This window comes from Rhodoferax ferrireducens, assembly GCF_003347515.1.
GTDB lineage: Bacteria > Pseudomonadota > Gammaproteobacteria > Burkholderiales > Burkholderiaceae_C > Rhodoferax.
Map to the genome: position 1 here is coordinate 1 of NZ_QEII01000272.1, position 18,698 is coordinate 18,698.

Annotated in this window: 19 protein-coding genes; 5 read left to right on the plus strand and 14 right to left on the minus strand. The window is 60.1% G+C overall.

From position 1 onward, the window contains the following. From C5P05_RS12935 to C5P05_RS12945, 3 genes are all read left to right on the plus strand, one after another. Positions 1–344: electron transfer flavoprotein subunit alpha/FixB family protein (locus C5P05_RS12935; protein WP_198674713.1), on the plus strand; the 344-nt coding region annotated here is incomplete at its 5' end. Positions 345–445: 101 nt separating this feature from the next. Then, positions 446–2,236 (plus strand): acyl-CoA dehydrogenase, encoded by a 1,791-nt coding sequence (locus C5P05_RS12940; RefSeq protein WP_114970265.1) that lies wholly within the window; start codon positions 446–448, stop codon positions 2,234–2,236. 91 nt (positions 2,237–2,327) lie between these two features. Then, positions 2,328–3,293 (plus strand): NAD(P)H-dependent flavin oxidoreductase, encoded by a 966-nt coding sequence (locus C5P05_RS12945; protein ID WP_114970266.1) that lies wholly within the window; start codon positions 2,328–2,330, stop codon positions 3,291–3,293. Between the two features lie 50 nt (positions 3,294–3,343). Here C5P05_RS12945 and C5P05_RS12950 read toward each other — a convergent pair whose 3' ends face one another. Genes C5P05_RS12950 through C5P05_RS12965 form a run of 4 tightly spaced genes read right to left on the minus strand, consistent with a single transcriptional unit; the run spans position 3,344 to position 6,219 of the window. After that, a complete protein-coding gene (locus C5P05_RS12950; protein WP_114970267.1) occupies positions 3,344–4,006 on the minus strand; it encodes a glutathione S-transferase in 663 nt (220 codons plus the stop codon). A gap of 50 nt (positions 4,007–4,056) precedes the next feature. Then, positions 4,057–5,001, minus strand: a complete 945-nt coding sequence (locus tag C5P05_RS12955; RefSeq protein WP_114970268.1) for a rhodanese-related sulfurtransferase — start codon at positions 4,999–5,001, stop codon at positions 4,057–4,059. Next, positions 4,998–5,480, minus strand: coding sequence for a GFA family protein (locus C5P05_RS12960; RefSeq protein ID WP_114970269.1), 483 nt, complete (start codon positions 5,478–5,480; stop codon positions 4,998–5,000). Before C5P05_RS12960 ends, C5P05_RS12955 begins: the two co-directional genes overlap by 4 nt. A 37-nt stretch (positions 5,481–5,517) precedes the next feature. Then, positions 5,518–6,219, minus strand: coding sequence for a VIT1/CCC1 transporter family protein (locus C5P05_RS12965; RefSeq protein WP_114970270.1), 702 nt, complete (start codon positions 6,217–6,219; stop codon positions 5,518–5,520). 137 nt (positions 6,220–6,356) lie between these two features. Here C5P05_RS12965 and C5P05_RS12970 point away from each other — a divergent pair, with 137 nt between their 5' ends. Continuing rightward, positions 6,357–6,755 (plus strand): hypothetical protein, encoded by a 399-nt coding sequence (locus tag C5P05_RS12970; protein ID WP_114970271.1) that lies wholly within the window; start codon positions 6,357–6,359, stop codon positions 6,753–6,755. Positions 6,756–6,782: 27 nt separating this feature from the next. Here the strand turns inward: C5P05_RS12970 and C5P05_RS12975 are convergent, their stop codons facing one another. Further along, a complete protein-coding gene (locus C5P05_RS12975; RefSeq protein ID WP_114970272.1) occupies positions 6,783–7,286 on the minus strand; it encodes a nuclear transport factor 2 family protein in 504 nt (167 codons plus the stop codon). A gap of 331 nt (positions 7,287–7,617) precedes the next feature. On the opposite strand from C5P05_RS12975, the gene C5P05_RS12980 reads away from it, so the two are divergent. Further along, positions 7,618–8,706 carry a PA0069 family radical SAM protein gene (locus C5P05_RS12980; RefSeq protein ID WP_114970273.1) on the plus strand — a complete coding sequence of 363 codons (1,089 nt, stop codon included), beginning with the start codon at positions 7,618–7,620 and terminating at the stop codon, positions 8,704–8,706. A gap of 6 nt (positions 8,707–8,712) precedes the next feature. Here C5P05_RS12980 and C5P05_RS12985 read toward each other — a convergent pair whose 3' ends face one another. The 9 genes from C5P05_RS12985 to C5P05_RS13025 form a co-directional block, all read right to left on the minus strand. Then, entirely contained in the window at positions 8,713–10,077 is a 1,365-nt protein-coding gene (locus tag C5P05_RS12985; protein WP_114970274.1) for an MBL fold metallo-hydrolase, read from the minus strand. Positions 10,078–10,199: 122 nt separating this feature from the next. Next, on the minus strand, positions 10,200–11,339 hold the full coding sequence (gene dnaJ / locus C5P05_RS12990; RefSeq protein WP_114970275.1) for a molecular chaperone DnaJ: 1,140 nt from the start codon (positions 11,337–11,339) through the stop codon (positions 10,200–10,202). A 90-nt stretch (positions 11,340–11,429) separates the two neighbouring features. Beyond that, positions 11,430–13,379, minus strand: a complete 1,950-nt coding sequence (dnaK, locus tag C5P05_RS12995; RefSeq protein WP_114970276.1) for a molecular chaperone DnaK — start codon at positions 13,377–13,379, stop codon at positions 11,430–11,432. Between the two features lie 68 nt (positions 13,380–13,447). Continuing rightward, entirely contained in the window at positions 13,448–14,008 is a 561-nt protein-coding gene (grpE, locus tag C5P05_RS13000; RefSeq protein ID WP_114970277.1) for a nucleotide exchange factor GrpE, read from the minus strand. 113 nt (positions 14,009–14,121) lie between these two features. Continuing rightward, positions 14,122–14,475 carry an FKBP-type peptidyl-prolyl cis-trans isomerase gene (locus tag C5P05_RS13005; protein ID WP_114970278.1) on the minus strand — a complete coding sequence of 118 codons (354 nt, stop codon included), beginning with the start codon at positions 14,473–14,475 and terminating at the stop codon, positions 14,122–14,124. Positions 14,476–14,707: 232 nt separating this feature from the next. Further along, complete coding sequence (locus C5P05_RS13010) at positions 14,708–15,019, minus strand: winged helix-turn-helix transcriptional regulator (RefSeq protein ID WP_114970279.1); 312 nt, start codon at positions 15,017–15,019, stop codon at positions 14,708–14,710. Between the two features lie 199 nt (positions 15,020–15,218). Continuing rightward, on the minus strand, positions 15,219–15,611 hold the full coding sequence (locus C5P05_RS13015; protein ID WP_332871352.1) for a MarR family winged helix-turn-helix transcriptional regulator: 393 nt from the start codon (positions 15,609–15,611) through the stop codon (positions 15,219–15,221). A gap of 103 nt (positions 15,612–15,714) precedes the next feature. Continuing rightward, positions 15,715–17,436, minus strand: coding sequence for an acyl-CoA dehydrogenase family protein (locus tag C5P05_RS13020; RefSeq protein WP_114970281.1), 1,722 nt, complete (start codon positions 17,434–17,436; stop codon positions 15,715–15,717). Positions 17,437–17,454: 18 nt separating this feature from the next. Further along, complete coding sequence (locus C5P05_RS13025) at positions 17,455–18,573, minus strand: porin (RefSeq protein ID WP_114970282.1); 1,119 nt, start codon at positions 18,571–18,573, stop codon at positions 17,455–17,457. Positions 18,574–18,698: the final 125 nt, after the last annotated feature.

Genomic DNA, 18,698 nt, shown 5'->3' on the forward strand with positions numbered 1-18,698 from the left:
TCGTCTCCGGTGGCCGGGCCCTGGGTTCACACGACAAGTTCATGGAAATCATGACGCCGCTGGCCGACAAGCTCGGCGCCGCCATGGGGGCTTCGCGCGCCGCCGTGGACGCGGGCTACGCGCCGAATGACTGGCAAGTCGGCCAGACCGGCAAGATCGTCGCGCCCCAGTTGTATGTGGCGGTCGGCATCAGCGGCGCCATCCAGCATCTGGCCGGCATGAAGGACTCCAAGGTCATCGTGGCGATCAACAAGGACCCGGAGGCGCCGATCTTCTCGGTGGCCGACTACGGGCTGGAAGCGGATCTGTTCGTGGCCGTGCCTGAACTGGTTGCAGCCCTGTAAGCCAGGCATCAATAGGGCATCGCTTGCGATGCCCTTTTTTTTCGCGCCACGTTTGAACAATTCGACCCGCGCACTTTCCCTCACCCTTTCGGAGACTCGACATGAGCTACGTTGCCCCCCTCAATGACATGCTTTTCAATATCAAATATCTCGCTGATATTGAGCAGGTGGCGCAGCTGCCAGGCTTCGAAGACGCCGGTTTCGAGACGGCGCAAGCCGTGCTGGAAGAAGCCGCCAAGTTCACACAAGGCGTGTTGAGTCCACTGAACTGGGAGGGCGACAAGAACCCCTCCAGCTGGAAAGATGGCGTCGTGACCGCCACCCCGGGTTTCAAGGAGGCTTTCCAGCAGTTTGCGCAAGGGGGTTGGCAAGGCCTGCAACACCCGGTCGACTTTGGCGGCCAAGGTTTGCCCAAGACCATTGGCTCGGCAGTCGGCGAAATGCAAAACTCGGCCAACATGAGTTTTGCCCTGTGCCCCTTGCTGACCGACGGCGCCATTGAAGCGCTGCTGACGGCCGGCTCCGACGCGCTCAAAGCCACTTACCTTGAAAACCTGGTGAGCGGCAAGTGGACCGGCACCATGAACCTGACCGAGCCCCAGGCCGGCAGCGACCTGGCCGCCGTGCGCAGCCGGGCAGAGCCCCAGGCGGACGGCAGTTACAAGGTGTTTGGCACCAAGATATTCATCACCTGGGGCGAGCACGACATGGCCGAGAACATCGTCCATCTGGTGCTGGCCCGCGTCACCGGTGCGCCGGAAGGCGTGAAGGGCATCAGCCTGTTTGTCGTGCCCAAGTTCATGGTCAACCCCGATGGCACCCTGGGCGCTCGCAACGACGTGCATTGCGTCAGCATCGAGCACAAGATGGGCATCAAGGCCAGCCCGACCGCCGTGCTGCAGTTTGGCGACCATGGCGGCGCTGCGGGCTATCTGGTGGGCGAAGAAAACCGCGGCCTGGAATACATGTTCATCATGATGAACGCCGCCCGCTTTGGTGTCGGCGTGCAAGGCATTGCGATTGCTGAGCGGGCTTACCAAAAGGCCGCGAGCTTCGCCAAGGAGCGCGTGCAAAGCCGCCCGGTGGATGGGTCTTTTTCCAGCAGCGCCGCCATCATTCACCACCCTGACGTCAAGCGCATGCTGATGACCATGCGCGCCTACGTCCAGGGTTGCCGCGCCATGGCCACGGTGGCCGCCGCCGCTTACGACGCGTCACACCATCATGCTGACGCGGACGTGCGCAAGCAAAACCTGGCGTTTTATGAATTCATGGTGCCGCTGATCAAGGGCTACAGCACCGAAATGAGCCTGGAAGTCACCTCGCTCGGCGTGCAGGTGCACGGCGGCATGGGCTATATCGAAGAAACCGGGGCGGCCCAGTATTACCGCGACGCCAAGATTCTCACGATTTATGAGGGCACCACCGCCATCCAGGCCAATGACCTGGTCGGGCGCAAGACGGCGCGTGACGGCGGGCAAACCGCCAAGGCACTGGCAGCGCAGATTGAGGCGACCGAGGCCCAGCTGATCCACAGCGGCAGCGCCGACGCCGTGGCCGTGGCCAAGCGCCTCAAGGCGGCACGCGAAGCCTTCCTCGATGTGGTGAACTTTGTGGCGGCCAACACCAAGTCCCAGCCCAACGCCGTGTTTGCCGGCAGCGTGCCTTACCTCATGCTGGGCGGCAATCTGATGGCCGGCTGGCAGCTGGCCCGCTCGCTGCTGGTGGCGCAGGAAGAGCTGGCCCAAGGCGTGGATGTACCGTTCATGAAAGCCAAGATCAGCACGGCACGCTTTTATGCCGACCATCTGCTGACCAAGGCGCCTGGCATGCGCGACGCCATTGTGGAAGGCGCCGAGAGCGTGACCGCGCTGGCGCTGGATGCCTTCTGATTTGCTATTTATCTAATAGCTACTGTCGCCCGGTTGACAAGGGCTAGAGGCCTATTTGGCTAATAATAATCAGATACATATCGGAGACTCCATGTCCAAGCTGCCCGCGCCTCTTAACAACCTGCCTTTTCCCGTCATCGGCTCGCCACTGTTCATCATCAGCAACCCCACGCTGGTGATCGCCCAGTGCATTGCCGGGGTGGTGGGCGCCATGCCTTCGCTCAACGCCCGCCCGGCGGCGCAGCTGGAAGACTGGTTGATAGAAATCACCGAGGCGCTGGCCGCGTACAACAAGGCCAACCCGGACAAGCCGGCTGCGCCCTTCGCCATCAACCAGATCGTGCACAAAAGCAACGACCGGCTGGAACATGACATGGCCATGTGCGCCAAGTACAAAGTGCCGATCATCATCACCAGCTTGGGTGCGCGCGAAGACATCAATGCCGCCGCGCATTCCTATGGGGGCGTGGTGCTGCATGACGTCATCAACAACAAGCACGCCCACAAGGCGATCGAGAAGGGCGCCGACGGATTGATCGCCGTGGCTGCGGGGGCCGGAGGCCACGCCGGCGTGAAGAGCCCGTTCGCGTTGATCCAGGAAATTCGCCAATGGTTTGACGGGCCGCTGGTCTTGAGCGGTTCCATTTCCTCCGGCGACGCCGTGCTGGCCGCGCAGGCCATGGGCGCTGACTTTGCGTACATTGGCTCCGCCTTCATCGCCACCGAAGAAGCGCGGGCGGCCGAGGCCTACAAGCAGGCGATTGTGGACAGCAACTCGGACGACATCGTCTATAGCAACCTCTTCACCGGCGTGCACGGCAACTACCTGGCGCCCAGCATCCGCAACGCGGGCATGGACCCGGACAATCTGCCGGTCAGCGACCCCAGCAAAATGAATTTCGGCGGCGACAAGTCCAAAGCCTGGAAAGACATCTGGGGCTGCGGCCAGGGCATTGGCGCGGTCGACAAGGTTCAGAGCACGGCCGACTTCGTGGCCCAGCTCAAGCGCGAGTACGCCAGCGCACGGCAACGATTGTTAGCAAAAAATTATGCCTAATTGAGCTGTAGCCCGCGTGGAATATGCGCAGGCAGCTATCTATATGATAGTTAAAGCAGATCTGGAAAAAGCACGGGTGACTGGTCCGGCATCCACGGGGCATATTTCGCCATGACCTGCTGGTAGGCCGGCGAGTGTTCAAACGCCGCGAGCCAGGCCTGCAGTGCTGGCCAGGCTTGGGCGGCAAACCAGACCGGGTCGGTGTGGGCGAACTGGCGTACAAAAGGGGCGATGGCCATGTCGGCCAGGCTCTCGGACTTGCCCGTCAAATGGGCGTGCGCCAGCAGCCGGCTATTGAGCGCGCTTAAATAATGAGCGCCTTGCTCCCGGGGGACAGACGCGTCGCTGAGACCAAAGCGATTGGGGTATTTGTAGCGGTCCAGATGGAACTTGAATTCACCGTCACATGGGGCGATGAGGGCCAGGATCTGCTCCAGCGCCACGCCTTTGGTGCCCAGCCACTGCCGGGGATCATGGCGGCGCAAGGCCCACAGCATGATGTCCAGGCTCTGGTCGATGACTTGTCCATGGGTGTCAATCAGCACCGGCACGGTGCCCTTGGCGGAGGCTTGCAGCAGGGCCGCCGGCTTGTGGGCCAGCACTACTTCCCGCAATTCGCAGACCTGACCGCTGACCGCTAGGGCCAAGCGCGCACGCATCGCATAGGGACAGCGGCGAAAGGAATAAAGAACAGGGTAGGGCGAAGACGTCATAGCGGGGGTGTCTGCTTCAGGGCGTGATGCCCAAGCCGGTGTGCCACAGCCTATGAAGATTTCGGCAGCGGCAGCCGCGCGCCAATGTGGTCTTGATCCCGGGCCTTGGCCAGCTCCCACTGGCGCTGGCGTTCGCGCGCGCTGTTTTTTTGCGTTTCGCGGGTCGTGGCATGGCATTTGGGGCAGCTCACGCCGGCCTCAAACAGAGGCGACGCGAGGTTGGCATCATCCAGCGGTTGCCGGCAGGCGCGGCACAGACCGTGCTGCCCAGGGATCAAGCCGTGGCCCACCGACACGCGCTCGTCAAACACAAAACACTGGCCCTGCCAGAGACTCTGTGTCTCCGGCACCGTCTCCAGGTATTTCAGGATGCCGCCTTCGAGGTGATAAACCTCGTCAAAGCCTTGCGCACGCAGATAGGCCGTGGATTTTTCGCAACGGATGCCGCCCGTGCAAAACATGGCCACCTTGGGCTTTTTGCCAGAAACGGGGTTCAGGGCCGGCGCTTGCTGCACCCAGTCGGGCAGCTTCGCAAAACTCTTGATGTCCGGGTTCACGGCACCGACAAACGTGCCGATGCCGACCTCGTAATCGTTGCGTGTGTCGATCACCACCACCCCGGGGTCGCTGATCAGCGCGTTCCAGTCTTCCGGTTTGACATAGGTGCCCGCCATCAGGGTCGGGCTGATGCCCGGCACGCCCAAGGTGACGATCTCACGCTTGAGGCGCACCTTCATCCGGTAAAACGGCGATTTGCTGGACCAGGCCTCCTTGTGTTGCAGGTCGGCCAGGCGCGGATCACGCCGCAGGTAGGCCAGTACGGCCCGCACGCCTTCCGCCGGCCCGGCGATCGTGCTGTTGATGCCCTCGGTTGCCAGCAGAATAATGCCTTTAACTTCGTTCTCTTCGCAACAGGCCAGCAAGGGCGCTTTGAGCGCCTCGAAGTCGGGCAGTTCAACGAACTTGTAAAAGGCGGCGGTCAGGAATTCAGTCATTTTGATATTTGTGCACGGCGCGCCAGGCTGTCGGCAGGCCACATCTGCGAGGCCTTGTAGTACGCCTCAACTGCCGGAATGTCCGGCCCGAGCACGACCCAGGGCTGCTTGGAGGCCGTGAAGATGTGGATGTCGGGTGGTAGACGGTCGGGTTCATCAAGCGTTCCTACGCGAACAAAGCGAATCGCGTCACCAGCGCCAGCGTAATTGCTCCAGACAGCGATTCGGCATTGAGGACAGCGCGAAATCTTCTGCCCTTTGCCACTGAGGGACGGCGTGTTGACGATCTCAACGTCGCCTTGCAACAGCTGAACGCGATCAGCTTCGATCATCGCGTTCAGCGCGAACGAGGCCCCAGTTTCCCGCTGGCACCAACGGCAATGGCAGCAATGCACGAACAGGGGCTTTGTGCTCATTCGGAAGCGTACAAAACGGCAAGTGCAAGTGCCGTCGTAGATCGTAGATTCCGGCGTATTCATGGCGCTATTTTCGCTTCACTTGTGAGTTGTTGTGCCATCAAACGACTGCACCAAACAGTGCACCCACACCTGCAGTGATCGCCATCGCCAGCGCACCCCAGAAGCTGACCCGCCAGGCACCCAACAAAACGCCGGCGCCACCGACCCGGGCGGCCAGGGCGCCCAACAAGGCGAGGAAGAGCAGTGAAGTGCCGGACACCCAGGCAATCAGACCCATCTCCGGCGCCAAGGCTGTGACGGCCAGCGGCAGTGCCGCCCCAATCGCGAAACTGGCGGCCGATGCCAGCGCGGCCTGGACCGGCCGCGCACTGAGCGTCTCGGAGATGCCGAGCTCATCGCGTGCATGGGCACCGAGGGCGTCATGTTTCATCAGTTGTTCGGCCACCTGCTGCGCCAGGTCGGGCTCAAGCCCGCGTGCCATGTAGATGGTGGCCAACTCACGCCGTTCCGCAGCCGGGTCAAATGCGAGTTCGGCGCGCTCACGCGACAGGTCGGCGGATTCGGTATCGGCCTGCGAATGGACCGAGACATATTCGCCTGCCGCCATCGACATGGCACCCGCCACCAGCCCCGCGATGCCGGTCACCAAAATGCTGCCGTGGCTGGCACTGGCAGCCGCTACGCCGACGACCAGACTGGCGGTTGAGACAAGGCCGTCGTTGGCGCCTAGCACGGCGGCGCGCAGCCAGCCGACGCGGTCAGTGCGGTGACGTTCAGTATGGCGGCGTGGTATTTTCATGGTGCAGTGCTGTCCTGGGGCAAGGTGGTTTAAGCGCTCCCGTGATTATCGGTTTGTGACGAGCATCCTCGGTGCGCGGGCGCACAGACGGTGAATGCCTTATGTTTTAGTCTTTGGCCTTACGCAAAGGAGTCAGCATGACCACTATTTCACTATTGTTTCGCAATCTTGCCCTTGTCGCAGCGGGCACCCTGATAGGCGCCACCGTTACGCTGGCGGCCAGCGCCGGCGCCTTGACCGAAGCCCAGGCGCGCTATCGGCAAGACATGGCGGTGTGCAACAGTGGTCAGTCCAACCAGGACGCAGCCACCTGCCGCCGGGAAGCACAAAATGCCCTGGCCGAAGCCAAGCGCAACGGCCTGAACGCGGCGCGCCCAGACGAGCAACAACAGAACGCGCTGCGACGCTGTAGCGTCCACCAAGGTGACGATCGCACCGATTGCGAAGCGCGCATGCGCGGCGAGGGCCGTGTCGAAGGCAGTGCCGCCAGTGGAGGTGTCTTGCGCGAACGCGAAACGGTCGTGCCGGGCAAATAAGGTCTGGGATTTCGCTGATGTGGCCGCCTAATCAAACCCGTCTTTCTTCAACTGATCGAGAGCCCAACCTTTGTCAGTGGTGAAGAAGAACATTTTCCAGACACCATTCTCCTTTCTCCATCGACTGATAGCCGGTTCGTCCTCAAACACGACCCGGTAGTTGCCGTTGGTCTTGGGCAAGTAGGAGGTGACCACACGCATGGCAACGGTGGCCGTGCCGTCCGCCATGGGCCGAATCCGGATAACGGTCAAGCTCAGGTCTGAGTCCAGAAAGTTGGAGTTGAACAAGGTCACCGCGCTATCCCGACCTTTTTGACGACCATAGGAATCCCAGGCCTGGGTGACCCACGCGTCCTCAGTCAGGAAAGACGACCACGCCTTGGTGTCGTGAAGATTCCAGGTTCCCTCGAAGTCGCGCAGCACATCTTGCAGTTCCACTTCCGTCGCGACGGAAGACGGTTGCGCATGAACCCCAATCGCTGAGGTCAGTATCGAGACGACCCCAAGAAGAAGCGTGCGGCGCGTGTTCATGCTGTGCCGTCCTGTGGTGCTGGCCAACGCAATGCAATGCTCAAAAACAGAGCTTTACTCTCTTCACCGAGGTTCAATCTGATCATGAAATCCTCCTGAAAATGGCTTGCAGCCGATTTATTGATCGAGTAGACTGGTTATTTATACAGTTATAAGTTAACCATGAAACCCGACCTCTCTCCGTTGCAATTCACCCGCCTGACGGAACAATTGCGGGAGCGCATTCGGTGTTTTTACTATAGCGTCAGTGCCAGGAATGTGGGCCTTGAAGGGTTGCGTTTTCTCAATTACGGTTACCGATCTTGCACATGCAAATGCGGGCCGTTTTCGTATGATCGAAACCACAATTCCCGTCCACGCGATTAAGGGCCGGGGTGCGGCCACGCGCATGGCGCATCGCTTTGAATCGGTCGAGCGCGTTGCGTTTGATGATGGTTGGGGCACGCTGCAGGCCTCCACGCCCGATGGGCCTGTGCCCTTGGTCACGGAGGTCACTTTTGAAGACATCAAGAGTGCCATCAGCCGAAACGACTCGCCCGACATTCACTTTGACTACGGTCTGAATCCGTACCGGGGTTGCGAGCACGGCTGCGTTTACTGCTATGCGCGGCCCACGCACAGCTATCTGAACCTCTCGCCCGGTCTGGACTTTGAGTCCAAAATCATCGCCAAGCGCAATCTGGCTGAAGTGCTGGCGCGCGAGTTGTCCGCACGCAGCTATGTGCCCCGGCTGATTGCCCTGGGCACGGTGACCGACGGCTACCAGCCGGTTGAGCGCGAGTTGCGCATCACCCGCAAGGTGCTGGAGATCATGGCGCGCTGCCACCAGCCGTTGGCCATCGTGACCAAAGGCAGTGGCGTGGAGCGCGATCTGGACCTGCTGGCTCCCATGGCGGCGCGCAACCTGGCGGCGGTTTACATCACCATCACTTCGCTGGATGCTGAGCTGACGCGCAAGCTGGAGCCTCGCGCGGCCGCGCCGCACCGGCGTTTGCGCACCATCCGCGCGCTGGCCGAGGCGGGTGTGCCGGTGGGGGTGAGTGTGGCGCCGCAAATTCCGTTCCTCAATGAGGACATGGAGCAGGTGCTGGCGGCGGCGTTCGAGGCGGGCGCACGCAGCGCTTTTTATACCGTTCTGCGTCTGCCGTGGGAAGTGAATCCCCTGTTTCAGCAATGGCTGGCGCTGCACTACCCGCAGCGCGCTGCCCGGGTGATGGCGCGCATACACGAGATGCGCGGCGGCAAGGACTACGACAGCAGCTACGCCACGCGCATGAAGGGCCACGGCCTGTGGGCAGAGCTGATTCACCAGCGCTTTGAGAAAACCTGCGCCAGGCTGGGTTTGAACCGGGAACGGCTTGAACTGGACGTGAACCAGTTTCGCGGTTCACTGCTGTCCGGGCAGGCCGATCTGTTTTGAGGCGGCTCAGGTGGGCCAAGTCGACCCATGTTCCGGCACCATCGCGCGCCAGCCCAACTCGTGCTTGATGCGCTTGCGCAGTTCGTCTGACGGCCCCAACTCGCCGTGAACCACATAGACCTGGTTGGGTGCCTCGGGCATGGTGCGTAACCACGCCAAAATCTGATTCGCGTCGGCATGGGCTGAGGCCGACTGCAATTGAACAACTTCGGCTTTGACATCTACATCGCGCCCGTGAATACGCATAGATTTGGCGCCACTGGCCAGCGTGGCACCGCGCGTGCCCGGGGCCTGGAAGCCGGTCAGGATGATCATGTTGCGGTGATTGCCCGCGTAAAGGGCGAGATGGTGCAATACGCGCCCGCCGGTGGCCATGCCGCTGGCTGACAGAATCACCATCGGGCCATGCCGATTGGCCAGGGCACGTGACTCGTCAGTGCTGCTGACCATGGTGGCCGTGTGCGTCAAGGCGTGCGCATCCTTGCTGCTCAAGCGGTGTTCGCCCTGGTGGTGTTCAAACAAATGGGTCGTGCTCACCGCCATGGGACTGTCCAGAAAAACCGGCAGTGACGTGGGCAGCTCTCCACGAACTTTCAGCAGGTGAATGGCGTGGAGCAAGGCCTGCGCCCGGCCAACGGCAAACACGGGCACAACGGCCACACCGCCACGCTTGGCCAGTTTTTTCAAAGCCGGCCCGAGTTCGGCGAGCACGTCTTCCTTCGGATGCTCCCGGTCGCCGTAGGTGGACTCGATCAATACCGTGTCCGCCACCGGGGCCTTGGCCGGGGGATTCATGATGAGGTCATCGGGGCGACCCAGGTCCCCTGAGAACAGAATGCGCCGACCCGCTACCTCCAGCAGCACGCTGGCCGCCCCCAGGATATGCCCGGCCGGAGAAAAGGTGGCCCGCCAGCCCGGAATAGGCTGAAATGTCTTGTCGAAGTCCTTCGCCTTGATCAACGGCAGGCAATCCAGTGCGTCCTGGCGTGTATACAACGGCAGGGCGGGCGCGTGTTTGGAAAATCCGTGACGGTTGGCGAACTCAGCATCCTCTTCCTGGATATGGCCACTGTCTGGCAGCAGGATGCGGCACAGGTCGCGCGTGCCGCTGGTGGCGTACACAGGGCCCGAGAAGCCCTGTTTGGCCAGCAAAGGCAAATAGCCGCTGTGGTCGAGATGGGCGTGGGTCAGCAGCACCGCATCAATCTGGTCAGGCGCTATCGGCAACGGGGTCCAGTTGCGCAGGCGAAGCAGTTTGTAGCCCTGAAACAGGCCGCAGTCCACCAGCAGACTCTCATTGCCATGGCGCACCAGGTATTTGGAGCCGGTGACGGTGCCCGTGCCGCCCAGAAAAGTGATGTTGACACTCATACGCTTTGCTCCCGGTGGGTTGATGCCATGACGCCACTATGCACAAAAAAATGCCGCGAAAGAAGCAAATCTTTCACGGCATTTTTTGAGGTGGCCCTTATTCAGGCGCTACATGATTTTCATCAACTGAAGAAACTCTTTAACCGATTGGTCCAGGTTTCCCCGCTGGGAGAATGCTTGCTACCGCCTTTTTTCAGGGATTCGTCGAGTTCACGCAGCAGTTTGCGCTGATGTTCGCTGAGCTTGACCGGTGTTTCCACCACGATGTGGCAGTACAGATCGCCCGGGTAGCTGGCGCGCACCCCTTTGATGCCTTTGCCTCGCAGCCTGAATTGTTTGCCGGTTTGTGTGCCTTCCGGTATGTCAATGGCAGCCTTGCCGGCCAGCGTCGGCACATCGATTTCGCCACCCAGGGAGGCGGTGACGAAGCTGATGGGCACCGAGCAATGTATGTCATCCCCATCGCGCTCAAAAATATCGTGCTTTTTGAGGCGAATTTCGATGTACAGATCACCCGCCGGGCCGCCATTGGTGCCAGGCTCGCCGTTGCCGGCGCTGCGGATGCGCATGCCGCCATCGATGCCTGCCGGAATTTTGACTTCCAGCGTTTTCTGCTTCTTGATCTTGCCTTGCCCGTGGCATGTCATACACGGTTCCGGAATGACCTTGCCGGTGCCCCGGCAGGTGGGACAGGTTTGCTGCACACTGAAAAAGCCCTGACGCATCTGCACCGAGCCGGTGCCCGTGCAGGTGCCGCAGGTCTTGGCTTGCGTGCCGGGTTTGGCGCCGCTGCCATGGCAGATGTCGCACGCGTCCCAACTGGGGATGCGAATCTGGGCATCCTTGCCCTTGGCCGCTTCTTCCAGCGTCACTTCCATGGCGTAGCTCAGGTCGCTGCCACGAAAGACCTGACGTCCACCTCCGGGTCGTCCACGTTGCTGACCAAACATGTCGCCAAAAATATCGCCGAAGGCCTCAGCAAATCCGCCATAGCCTTCACCGCCAGGACCGGCCGCGCCACGCATATTCGGGTCGACACCGGCAAAGCCGTGCTGGTCGTAGGCCGTACGTTTTTGAGGGTCCGACAGCATTTCATAGGCTTCCTTGGACTCCTTGAATTTTTCCTCGGCCACCTTGGAAGCGTCGCCCTGATTGCGGTCAGGGTGGTGCTTCATCGCGTGTTTGCGATATGCCTTTTTGATTTCCTCGTCCGAGGCGTTCTTGGGCACGCCCAGAACTTCGTAGTAATCTCTTTTAGCCATTTTCTTTCAGTGCCCGGTTTCAATACAAACGCCGCGTTGAACATTTGAGTGTTCAACGCGGCGCGTATCAACAGTGTTCAGCGCAAGTGCTTAACCCTTTTTGACTTCTTTCACTTCCGCATCAACGATGTTGTCGTCCTCGGCCTGCGTGGACGTGTCCTGTGCGCCAGCGGCACCGGCGTCGCCACCGGCTCCCGCTTCTGCGGCCTGCTTGGCTTGCATGTCGGCATACATCTTCTCGCCCAGTTTCTGGCTAACAGTCATCAGAGCCGTGCTTTTTTCGTCAATGGAGGCCTTGTCGTCGCCTTTGAGCGCGGTTTCAAGATCCCTGATCGCGGTTTCGATTTTTTCCTTTTCACCCGCGTCGAGCTTGTCGCCGTATTCGGTCAGGCTCTTCTTCACGCTGTGCAGGCTGGCATCGGCCTGGTTCTTGGCTTGCACGAGTTCAAGCTTCTTCTTGTCCTCAGCGGCATTGAGCTCGGCATCTTTCACCATTTGCTGGATCTCGGCTTCGGTCAAGCCCGTGTTCGCCTTGATGGTGATCTTGTTCTCTTTGCCGGTGCCCTTGTCCTTGGCGCCCACATGCAGAATACCGTTGGCGTCGATGTCGAACGACACTTCGATCTGCGGTGTGCCACGGGCAGAGGGTGGAATGCCTTCCAGGTTGAACTCACCCAGCATCTTGTTGCCAGCAGCGATCTCGCGTTCGCCCTGGAACACCTTGATGGTCACGGCCGGCTGATTGTCTTCAGCAGTCGAGAAGGTCTGGGCAAACTTGGTCGGGATGGTGGTGTTCTTGGTGATCATCTTGGTCATGACACCGCCCATGGTTTCGATACCCAGGCTCAGTGGCGTCACGTCGAGCAACAAGACGTCCTTGCGGTCACCGGACAAGACCTGGCCCTGGATGGCAGCGCCCACGGCGACGGCTTCGTCCGGGTTCACATCCTTGCGTGGCTCTTTGCCGAACAATTCCTTGACCTTTTCTTGCACTTTGGGCATGCGGGTCATGCCGCCGACCAGAATCACGTCATCAATATCAGCGACGTTCACACCGGCGTCCTTGATGGCGGTGCGGCACGGTGCAATGGTGCGTTCGATCAACTCTTCCACCAGGGCTTCGAGCTTGGCGCGCGTGAGCTTGATGCTCAAGTGCTTCGGACCGGAAGCATCGGCGGTCACGTAGGGCAGGTTGATGTCGGTTTGTGCGCTGCTGGAGAGCTCAATCTTGGCTTTCTCGGCTGCCTCTTTCAGGCGCTGCAGGGCGAGCACGTCTTTGCCCAGGTCAACGCCTTGTTCCTTCTTGAACTCGGCAATGATGAAGTCGATGATGCGCTGGTCAAAGTCTTCACCGCCCAGGAAGGTGTCACCGTTGGTGGACAGCACTTCAAACTGCTTTTCGCCGTCGACGTCGGCGATCTCGATGATGGATACGTCAAATGTGCCGCCACCCAAGTCATAAACCGCGATCTTGCGGTCACCTTTATGCGTTTTGTCCAGGCCGAAGGCCAGGGCCGCAGCCGTCGGCTCATTGATGATGCGCTTGACATCCAGGCCGGCAATGCGGCCGGCATCTTTGGTGGCCTGGCGCTGTGCGTCGTTGAAATAAGCCGGCACCGTGATGACGGCTTCGGTCACTTCTTCGCCGAGGTAGTCTTCGGCGGTCTTCTTCATCTTGCGCAGCACGTCGGCGCTGACCTGTTGAGGCGCCATCCGCGTACCACGGACTTCCACCCAGGCGTCGCCATTGTCGGCGGCGGCAATCTTATAGGGCATCAAATCGATGTCTTTCTGGACTTCCTTCTCGGCGAACTTGCGGCCAATCAAGCGTTTCACGGCATACAGCGTGTTCTTGGAATTGGTCACGGCCTGACGCTTGGCCGAGGCGCCGACCAGTACTTCGCCGTCTTCCAGGTAGGCAATGATGGACGGCGTGGTGCGCGCACCTTCAGAGTTCTCGATGACTTTGGGCGTGTTGCCCTCCATGATGGACACGCAGCTGTTGGTGGTGCCCAGATCGATACCGATGATTCTTCCCATGATGTACTCCAGTTTTTAGATGTTGTTAACTTGCGGATAACTCGAAAATATTCAAGTCGCAAGAGTGGTTATTTCGGCGCGGCTACCGTGACGAGTGCCGGACGCAGCACACGGTCGGCAATGGAGTAGCCCTTTTGCAGCACGGTCACGACGGTGTTGGCTTCGTTTTCTGACGGCACCACACTGATCGCCTGATGTTGATGGGGGTCAAACTTGGTCCCGGAAGCCGGGTTGATGGCAATCACCTTGTTGCGTTCCAGTGCTGCGAGCAACTGGCGCAGTGTGGCTTGGGCCCCTTCGCGAATTTGTTCGGAGGTGGCGTCCTTGATGATCAGGCCGGCCTCCAGGCTGTCCGCCACGGGCAGCAGGCTTTCGGCAAAACTTTCAACCGCGAACTTGCGGGCCTTGGAGATTTCTTCTTCGGCACGGCGGCGAGCATTGTCAGCCTCGGCTTTGGCGCGCAGAAACTGGTCCGCCAGATCGGCGCTTTTGGCCTGCAATTCAGCCAGATCGGCCTGCGCCCGCGACAAGGCGTCGGACTCGTAGCCGGATTGAGCGGCGACCATGTCTTCGGTGCTTTGGAAGTCGTTTGGCGTTGGATTGTTTTGGGTTTGATTGGATTCAGACATGCGGATAAGCCAATTTTCAGATACTAAGCCCATGAAATGGGGGTGTGCGCAGCCAATTCAAGAGCCAACAAGGGTGAACAAGTGGGGCGCATAGGCGCCCCGCAGCGCAAAAATCAGTTGGAAACGCCCAGCAATTCAACGTCAAACTTCAAGGTGGCGTTGGGTGGAATCACGCCACCGGCGCCACGTGCGCCATAGCCCAGCTCGGCCGGGATAATGAGGGTGCGCGCGCCGCCGATCAGCATGCCCGCCACGCCTTCGTCCCAGCCGCGAATGACCATGCCGGCACCGAGAGAGAAGACAAATGGGTCGCCACGGTCTTTGCTGGAATCGAACTTGACACCTTGAACGCCGTCGTTGTACAGCCAGCCGGTGTAGTGAACGGTCACGCTCTTGCCCTTGGTGGCTTCAGCACCCGTGCCGATAACGGTGTCTTCATATTGCAGGCCGGAGGGAGTGGTAGTCATGATGCAATCCTTGTGTGCTATTAAATGGATAGCTGGGTGCGCTCGCTCGATAAGGGCTACACCCAGAAAACCGTAAATTATGCCAGCAGACCATGACATGCAATGTCTGCCAATGGCGTATCAGTGGGTTCAGTGGGGTAAAAAACAGCGATAAAAAAAGACAGGCCTGACCTGTCTTCTCGATGCCGGATCAGCATGTCACCCCTAGTCTGCCAGGGTGAACGCGGGTTACTTAAGCGGGCTTTTTGGCCTGGTTGGCCACCCATTTGGTCGCAAACGCCGGGAGATCGGCCAGTCGTTTGAGCAGGTCCGCACCCAAAGGGGTGACAACGTAGCCTTCACTGCCGTGCGTGACCAAGCCGGATTCGCGCAATTCCTTGATCCGTGTGTTCAGCGTGTTGGGGGTAATGCCGCCAACACTGTCCTGCAACAGTCGAAAGGTCTGGGCATGACCATCCCTCAAGGCCCACAGCACGCGGATGGCGTAACGGGATTCCAATAGCCCAAGCAGTTGGCCTATTGCGGTATTTTCTTTGGAACTCATTAAACGGCTCTCCTCAAAGCGTTGATTGATCGCTGGTGTGTTTTAACTTTTGGGCGGCATCAACTTGAGATGCCATCAGTTTTCCAGCGCGGCACGAAACTATAGCGCAAATTTGTATCTGCTACAAGTTTCATAGCTGGCATAGTACGTCATACGTGTCAATAAGCGGAGAAAATGAGCGTTGGGAGATTGCTGCGGACTATTTGTAGATCTTTTTCAGCAACTGCATCAAGGTCTTGCGCTCTGCGGTATTCAGACGGGACGTCGTCTCGATCTCCAGCTTGGCGGCAGTTTTTTCCGCCTCCCGCATCATTTCCTCCCCGGTGGGGGTCGGGTGCAGGCCCATGGCCCTGCCATCATGGGGATGGGGACGCCGGACAATCAGGGCGCGTTTTTCCATGGCATTCACCATGCCGACCAGGTTGGGCGCCTGGATGCCCAGGGTGCTGCACAACTGGCGGGAGGTGATGCCGGGATTGTGCGTGACCAGCGACAGCACGGAGAAGTCAACCGGCCGCAAGTCATAGACCGCCATGCGTTCCAGGAACACTTCGATGATGACCAGAGCCGCCCGGCGCGAGTTGTAACCCATCAGGCTTTCCAGATAACTGGTGTCAACTTTGTCGACGAAAGGTATTGGCGTCTTGGCGTCCATGGCATTCAGGAATGAAAGGGGAGGAGCATACCCAGGTCATTTACATGCACATGCGCAATCCCAGGCGGGACTCGATGATGTGCTGGCGCATCCCGAATTCCGGCAGAACCCAGTGGCGCAGGGCCTCGGAGGGCTCGGTCCAGCGTGCCGGATTGACGCTTGACGATTCTGGTTGTGACGCAGCACTGATTTGAAGCCAGGCCCAGGCCAGAAGAGTCAGCGCCAGGGCGCGAAGGTAGTCATCGGCTACCCAGTAAGGCAGTTCCTGATCTGCTTTGGCCGCCTCCACCAAGGCACTGGTGAGCTGGTTCAACCCGGCCACCTGCGTGCCCAATTGGGCGTGTGCAGGCACACGGTTGTCCAGTCCCTCGCACAGCGCCAGCAACAGGCTGGACAAGCCGGCACCCCCGTCGGGCAGCACCTTGCGCACCAGCAGGTCGATGGCCTGAATTTCGTTGGTGCCCTCGTAAATCATGCTCACTCGCGCGTCACGCACGATTTGCTCGATGCCCCATTCGCGCACATAGCCATGGCCACCAAACACCTGCAGGCATTCGCTGCTGCCACTAAACGCTTGCGCGGTCCAGGCGGCTTTGAGCACTGGCGTCACCAGGCTGCACCAAAGCTGCGCACTGTGTCGTCGGGTCGCGTCGGGATGCTGTTTTGCGATGTCGAGTTCGATGGCGGTACGGTAGGCCAGCACACGACCACCGTCTATCCAGGCGCGCTGCGTGGCCAGTATGCGGCGCATCGCCGGGTGCTCGGCAATCGGGTCGGGCGTGCTGCTCATCGTCGGCTTGGGCGCGCGCATTTGCCGACGTTCTTTGGCGTAGGCGTCGGCCTTTTGCCAAGCCGCCTCCAGCAGGCCAATGCCTTGCAGGCCGACATGCAGTCGGGCCGCGTTCATCATCACGAACATGGCATTGAGCCCGCGCTGGGGCTCGCCAATCAGCCAGCCGGTGGCCCAGTCAAAGCGCATGACACAGGTCGGGCTGCCGTGCAGGCCCATTTTTTCCTCGATACGTTCGCAGTGAATAGCGTTGCCCGTGCCGTCCGGCAGCACCTTGGGCGCGAGGAACAAGGAGAGGCCTTTGGGTCCGGCCGGCGCATCGGGCAGGCGCGCCAATACCAGATGGACAATGTTGTCGGTCAGGTCGTGTTCGCCGCCCGAGATAAAGATTTTGGTGCCGCTGAGGCGGTAGCTGCCGTCCGTCTGAGGCAGCGCCTTGGTGCGGACCAGCCCCAGGTCGCTGCCGGCGTGGGGTTCGGTCAGGCACATGGTGGCGAGCCATTCGCCGCTGGCCACTTTTTCAAGATATTGAGCCTTCAGTGCCTCGCTGCCGTGGTGCCTGATGCACTCATAAGCGCCATGCAACAGGCCGGGCGCCATGGTCCAGCCGTGGTTGGCCGCGCTGAGCATCTCGAACAGCACGGCTTCGAGCACCGCAGGCAAGCCCTGGCCACCGTCTTCGGGTGCGCACGCCAGCGCTGGCCAGCCGCTCTGCCAAAAGTCCTGGTAGGCATCCTTGAAACCCGGTGGGGTGGTGACTTTGCCGCCCGCAAACTTGCAGCCAATGGTGTCACCGACACCTTGCAGGGGCGCAATTTTCTGGGCCGTGAACTTACCAGCCTCATCCACGACCTGGCGCATCAGTTCTGCATCGGTGTCGGCCAAGGACGGCAGCGCCTGCAACTGTGCAGGAGCTTTGAGCACATCGTGAAGAATGAAGTGGATGTCGTCCAAACGAGGCTGGTAGTTCATGATGAAAAGACTTCTGGCTTAGAACGCGTGGTTCATGCCGACCATCGTTCCGGTCTGCGATCCACCCAAAGCGGGATTGCTACCCGGTGCGCCACCACTGACGGAAATGTTGCTCAGGCTTTCGTTGTTGATCGCGCCGATTTGGGTATACAGAGTCGTGCGTTTCGACAGTTTGTACAGCGCTCGGACCGCCAGCAGGGTGGCGTCAAAGTTGTCGGCATCCTTGTAGCTGAGCTTGGCAACAGTTCCGTCGATCGTCAAAGCCGTCGTGACGGGGTAAGCGGCGCCAAGGTACCAAAGGTCGCTGTTGGGTCGCGTGGCGCTGCCATCGTTCTTGCGGCGAATGACGCCGCCGCCGATTTTAAAATCCGCAAATTTCACATAACCGTTCACCATCAGGCGGGCATCGGATTTGGAACTGCTGGTCAGGCCGGCGGGCAGCACCACATCCGTGGCGTTGGCCGGGGTGCGGCCGTTCAGTACGTCATAAGCCAGTGCGGCGCCCCAGGCCTTGGTGTCGTACTTCACCAGGGCCGACCACTCGCGGCAGGCTTGCGCGTCAGCGCCGCTCTCGCCCGCGCAATTGGTGCCCGCCGGTGAGGGGCCTGCGTTGACGGTGTCACGGCCCAGGCTGTAGGTCGCGCCGACAGTGACGTCGCCGAATTTACCTTTGTACGCAATCGAATTGTCGACGCGGGAATTGGGGATGTAGCTGTCCAGAGAGCCGAGTCCATAGACGGCGGGACCCACAATGTCCGAATCCAGGACGGACCAAAATAACATGGTCCATTGGCGACCCAAGGTGACGGCGCCCCAATCACCACTGAGCCCGACGGTCGACTGGCGACCAAACAAGCGCCCGCCCTGTCCCGAAGCACCAGTGTCCAGGCCCAAGCCCATTTCAAGCGTGAAGATGGCGCTCAAGCCACCGCCGAGATCTTCCTTGCCGCGCATACCCACCCGCGAAGGAAGAATGCCGGTCGTGGACGGCATGCGCGTGATGCCGCCACCCGCTGCGGCCACGTTGCTCACATATTCAATGCCGGTGTCAACCATCCCGTAAAGGGTGACGCTCTGAGCGTGAACTGCGCCTGTGGCGACCAGTCCGGTCAGGGCGATGAGGGAGGAAAATTTCATGCGTATCTCCAAAGTAATAACCGTTAGTTTTATGACAACACCATTCGCAGAATTTCGTCGCCTCGTGGCAACTGAATCTTTCAGCGGACTCGTTAACTCGTGGAATGTGGTTGTTCTCTCGCTGC

Bases quoted from the DNA above. Each gene is read 5' to 3' on its own strand.
- C5P05_RS12940 (WP_114970265.1), top strand. From the start codon at position 446: ATGAGCTACGTTGCCCCCCTCAATGACATGCTTTTCAATATCAAATAT.
- C5P05_RS12945 (WP_114970266.1), top strand. From the start codon at position 2,328: ATGTCCAAGCTGCCCGCGCCTCTTAACAACCTGCCTTTTCCCGTCATC.
- C5P05_RS12950 (WP_114970267.1), bottom strand. From the start codon at position 4,006: ATGACGTCTTCGCCCTACCCTGTTCTTTATTCCTTTCGCCGCTGTCCC.
- C5P05_RS12955 (WP_114970268.1), bottom strand. From the start codon at position 5,001: ATGACTGAATTCCTGACCGCCGCCTTTTACAAGTTCGTTGAACTGCCC.
- C5P05_RS12960 (WP_114970269.1), bottom strand. From the start codon at position 5,480: ATGAATACGCCGGAATCTACGATCTACGACGGCACTTGCACTTGCCGT.
- C5P05_RS12965 (WP_114970270.1), bottom strand. From the start codon at position 6,219: ATGAAAATACCACGCCGCCATACTGAACGTCACCGCACTGACCGCGTC.
- C5P05_RS12970 (WP_114970271.1), top strand. From the start codon at position 6,357: ATGACCACTATTTCACTATTGTTTCGCAATCTTGCCCTTGTCGCAGCG.
- C5P05_RS12975 (WP_114970272.1), bottom strand. From the start codon at position 7,286: ATGAACACGCGCCGCACGCTTCTTCTTGGGGTCGTCTCGATACTGACC.
- C5P05_RS12980 (WP_114970273.1), top strand. From the start codon at position 7,618: ATGATCGAAACCACAATTCCCGTCCACGCGATTAAGGGCCGGGGTGCG.
- C5P05_RS12985 (WP_114970274.1), bottom strand. From the start codon at position 10,077: ATGAGTGTCAACATCACTTTTCTGGGCGGCACGGGCACCGTCACCGGC.
- dnaJ (WP_114970275.1), bottom strand. From the start codon at position 11,339: ATGGCTAAAAGAGATTACTACGAAGTTCTGGGCGTGCCCAAGAACGCC.
- dnaK (WP_114970276.1), bottom strand. From the start codon at position 13,379: ATGGGAAGAATCATCGGTATCGATCTGGGCACCACCAACAGCTGCGTG.
- grpE (WP_114970277.1), bottom strand. From the start codon at position 14,008: ATGTCTGAATCCAATCAAACCCAAAACAATCCAACGCCAAACGACTTC.
- C5P05_RS13005 (WP_114970278.1), bottom strand. From the start codon at position 14,475: ATGACTACCACTCCCTCCGGCCTGCAATATGAAGACACCGTTATCGGC.
- C5P05_RS13010 (WP_114970279.1), bottom strand. From the start codon at position 15,019: ATGAGTTCCAAAGAAAATACCGCAATAGGCCAACTGCTTGGGCTATTG.
- C5P05_RS13015 (WP_332871352.1), bottom strand. From the start codon at position 15,611: ATGGGTTACAACTCGCGCCGGGCGGCTCTGGTCATCATCGAAGTGTTC.
- C5P05_RS13020 (WP_114970281.1), bottom strand. From the start codon at position 17,436: ATGAACTACCAGCCTCGTTTGGACGACATCCACTTCATTCTTCACGAT.
- C5P05_RS13025 (WP_114970282.1), bottom strand. From the start codon at position 18,573: ATGAAATTTTCCTCCCTCATCGCCCTGACCGGACTGGTCGCCACAGGC.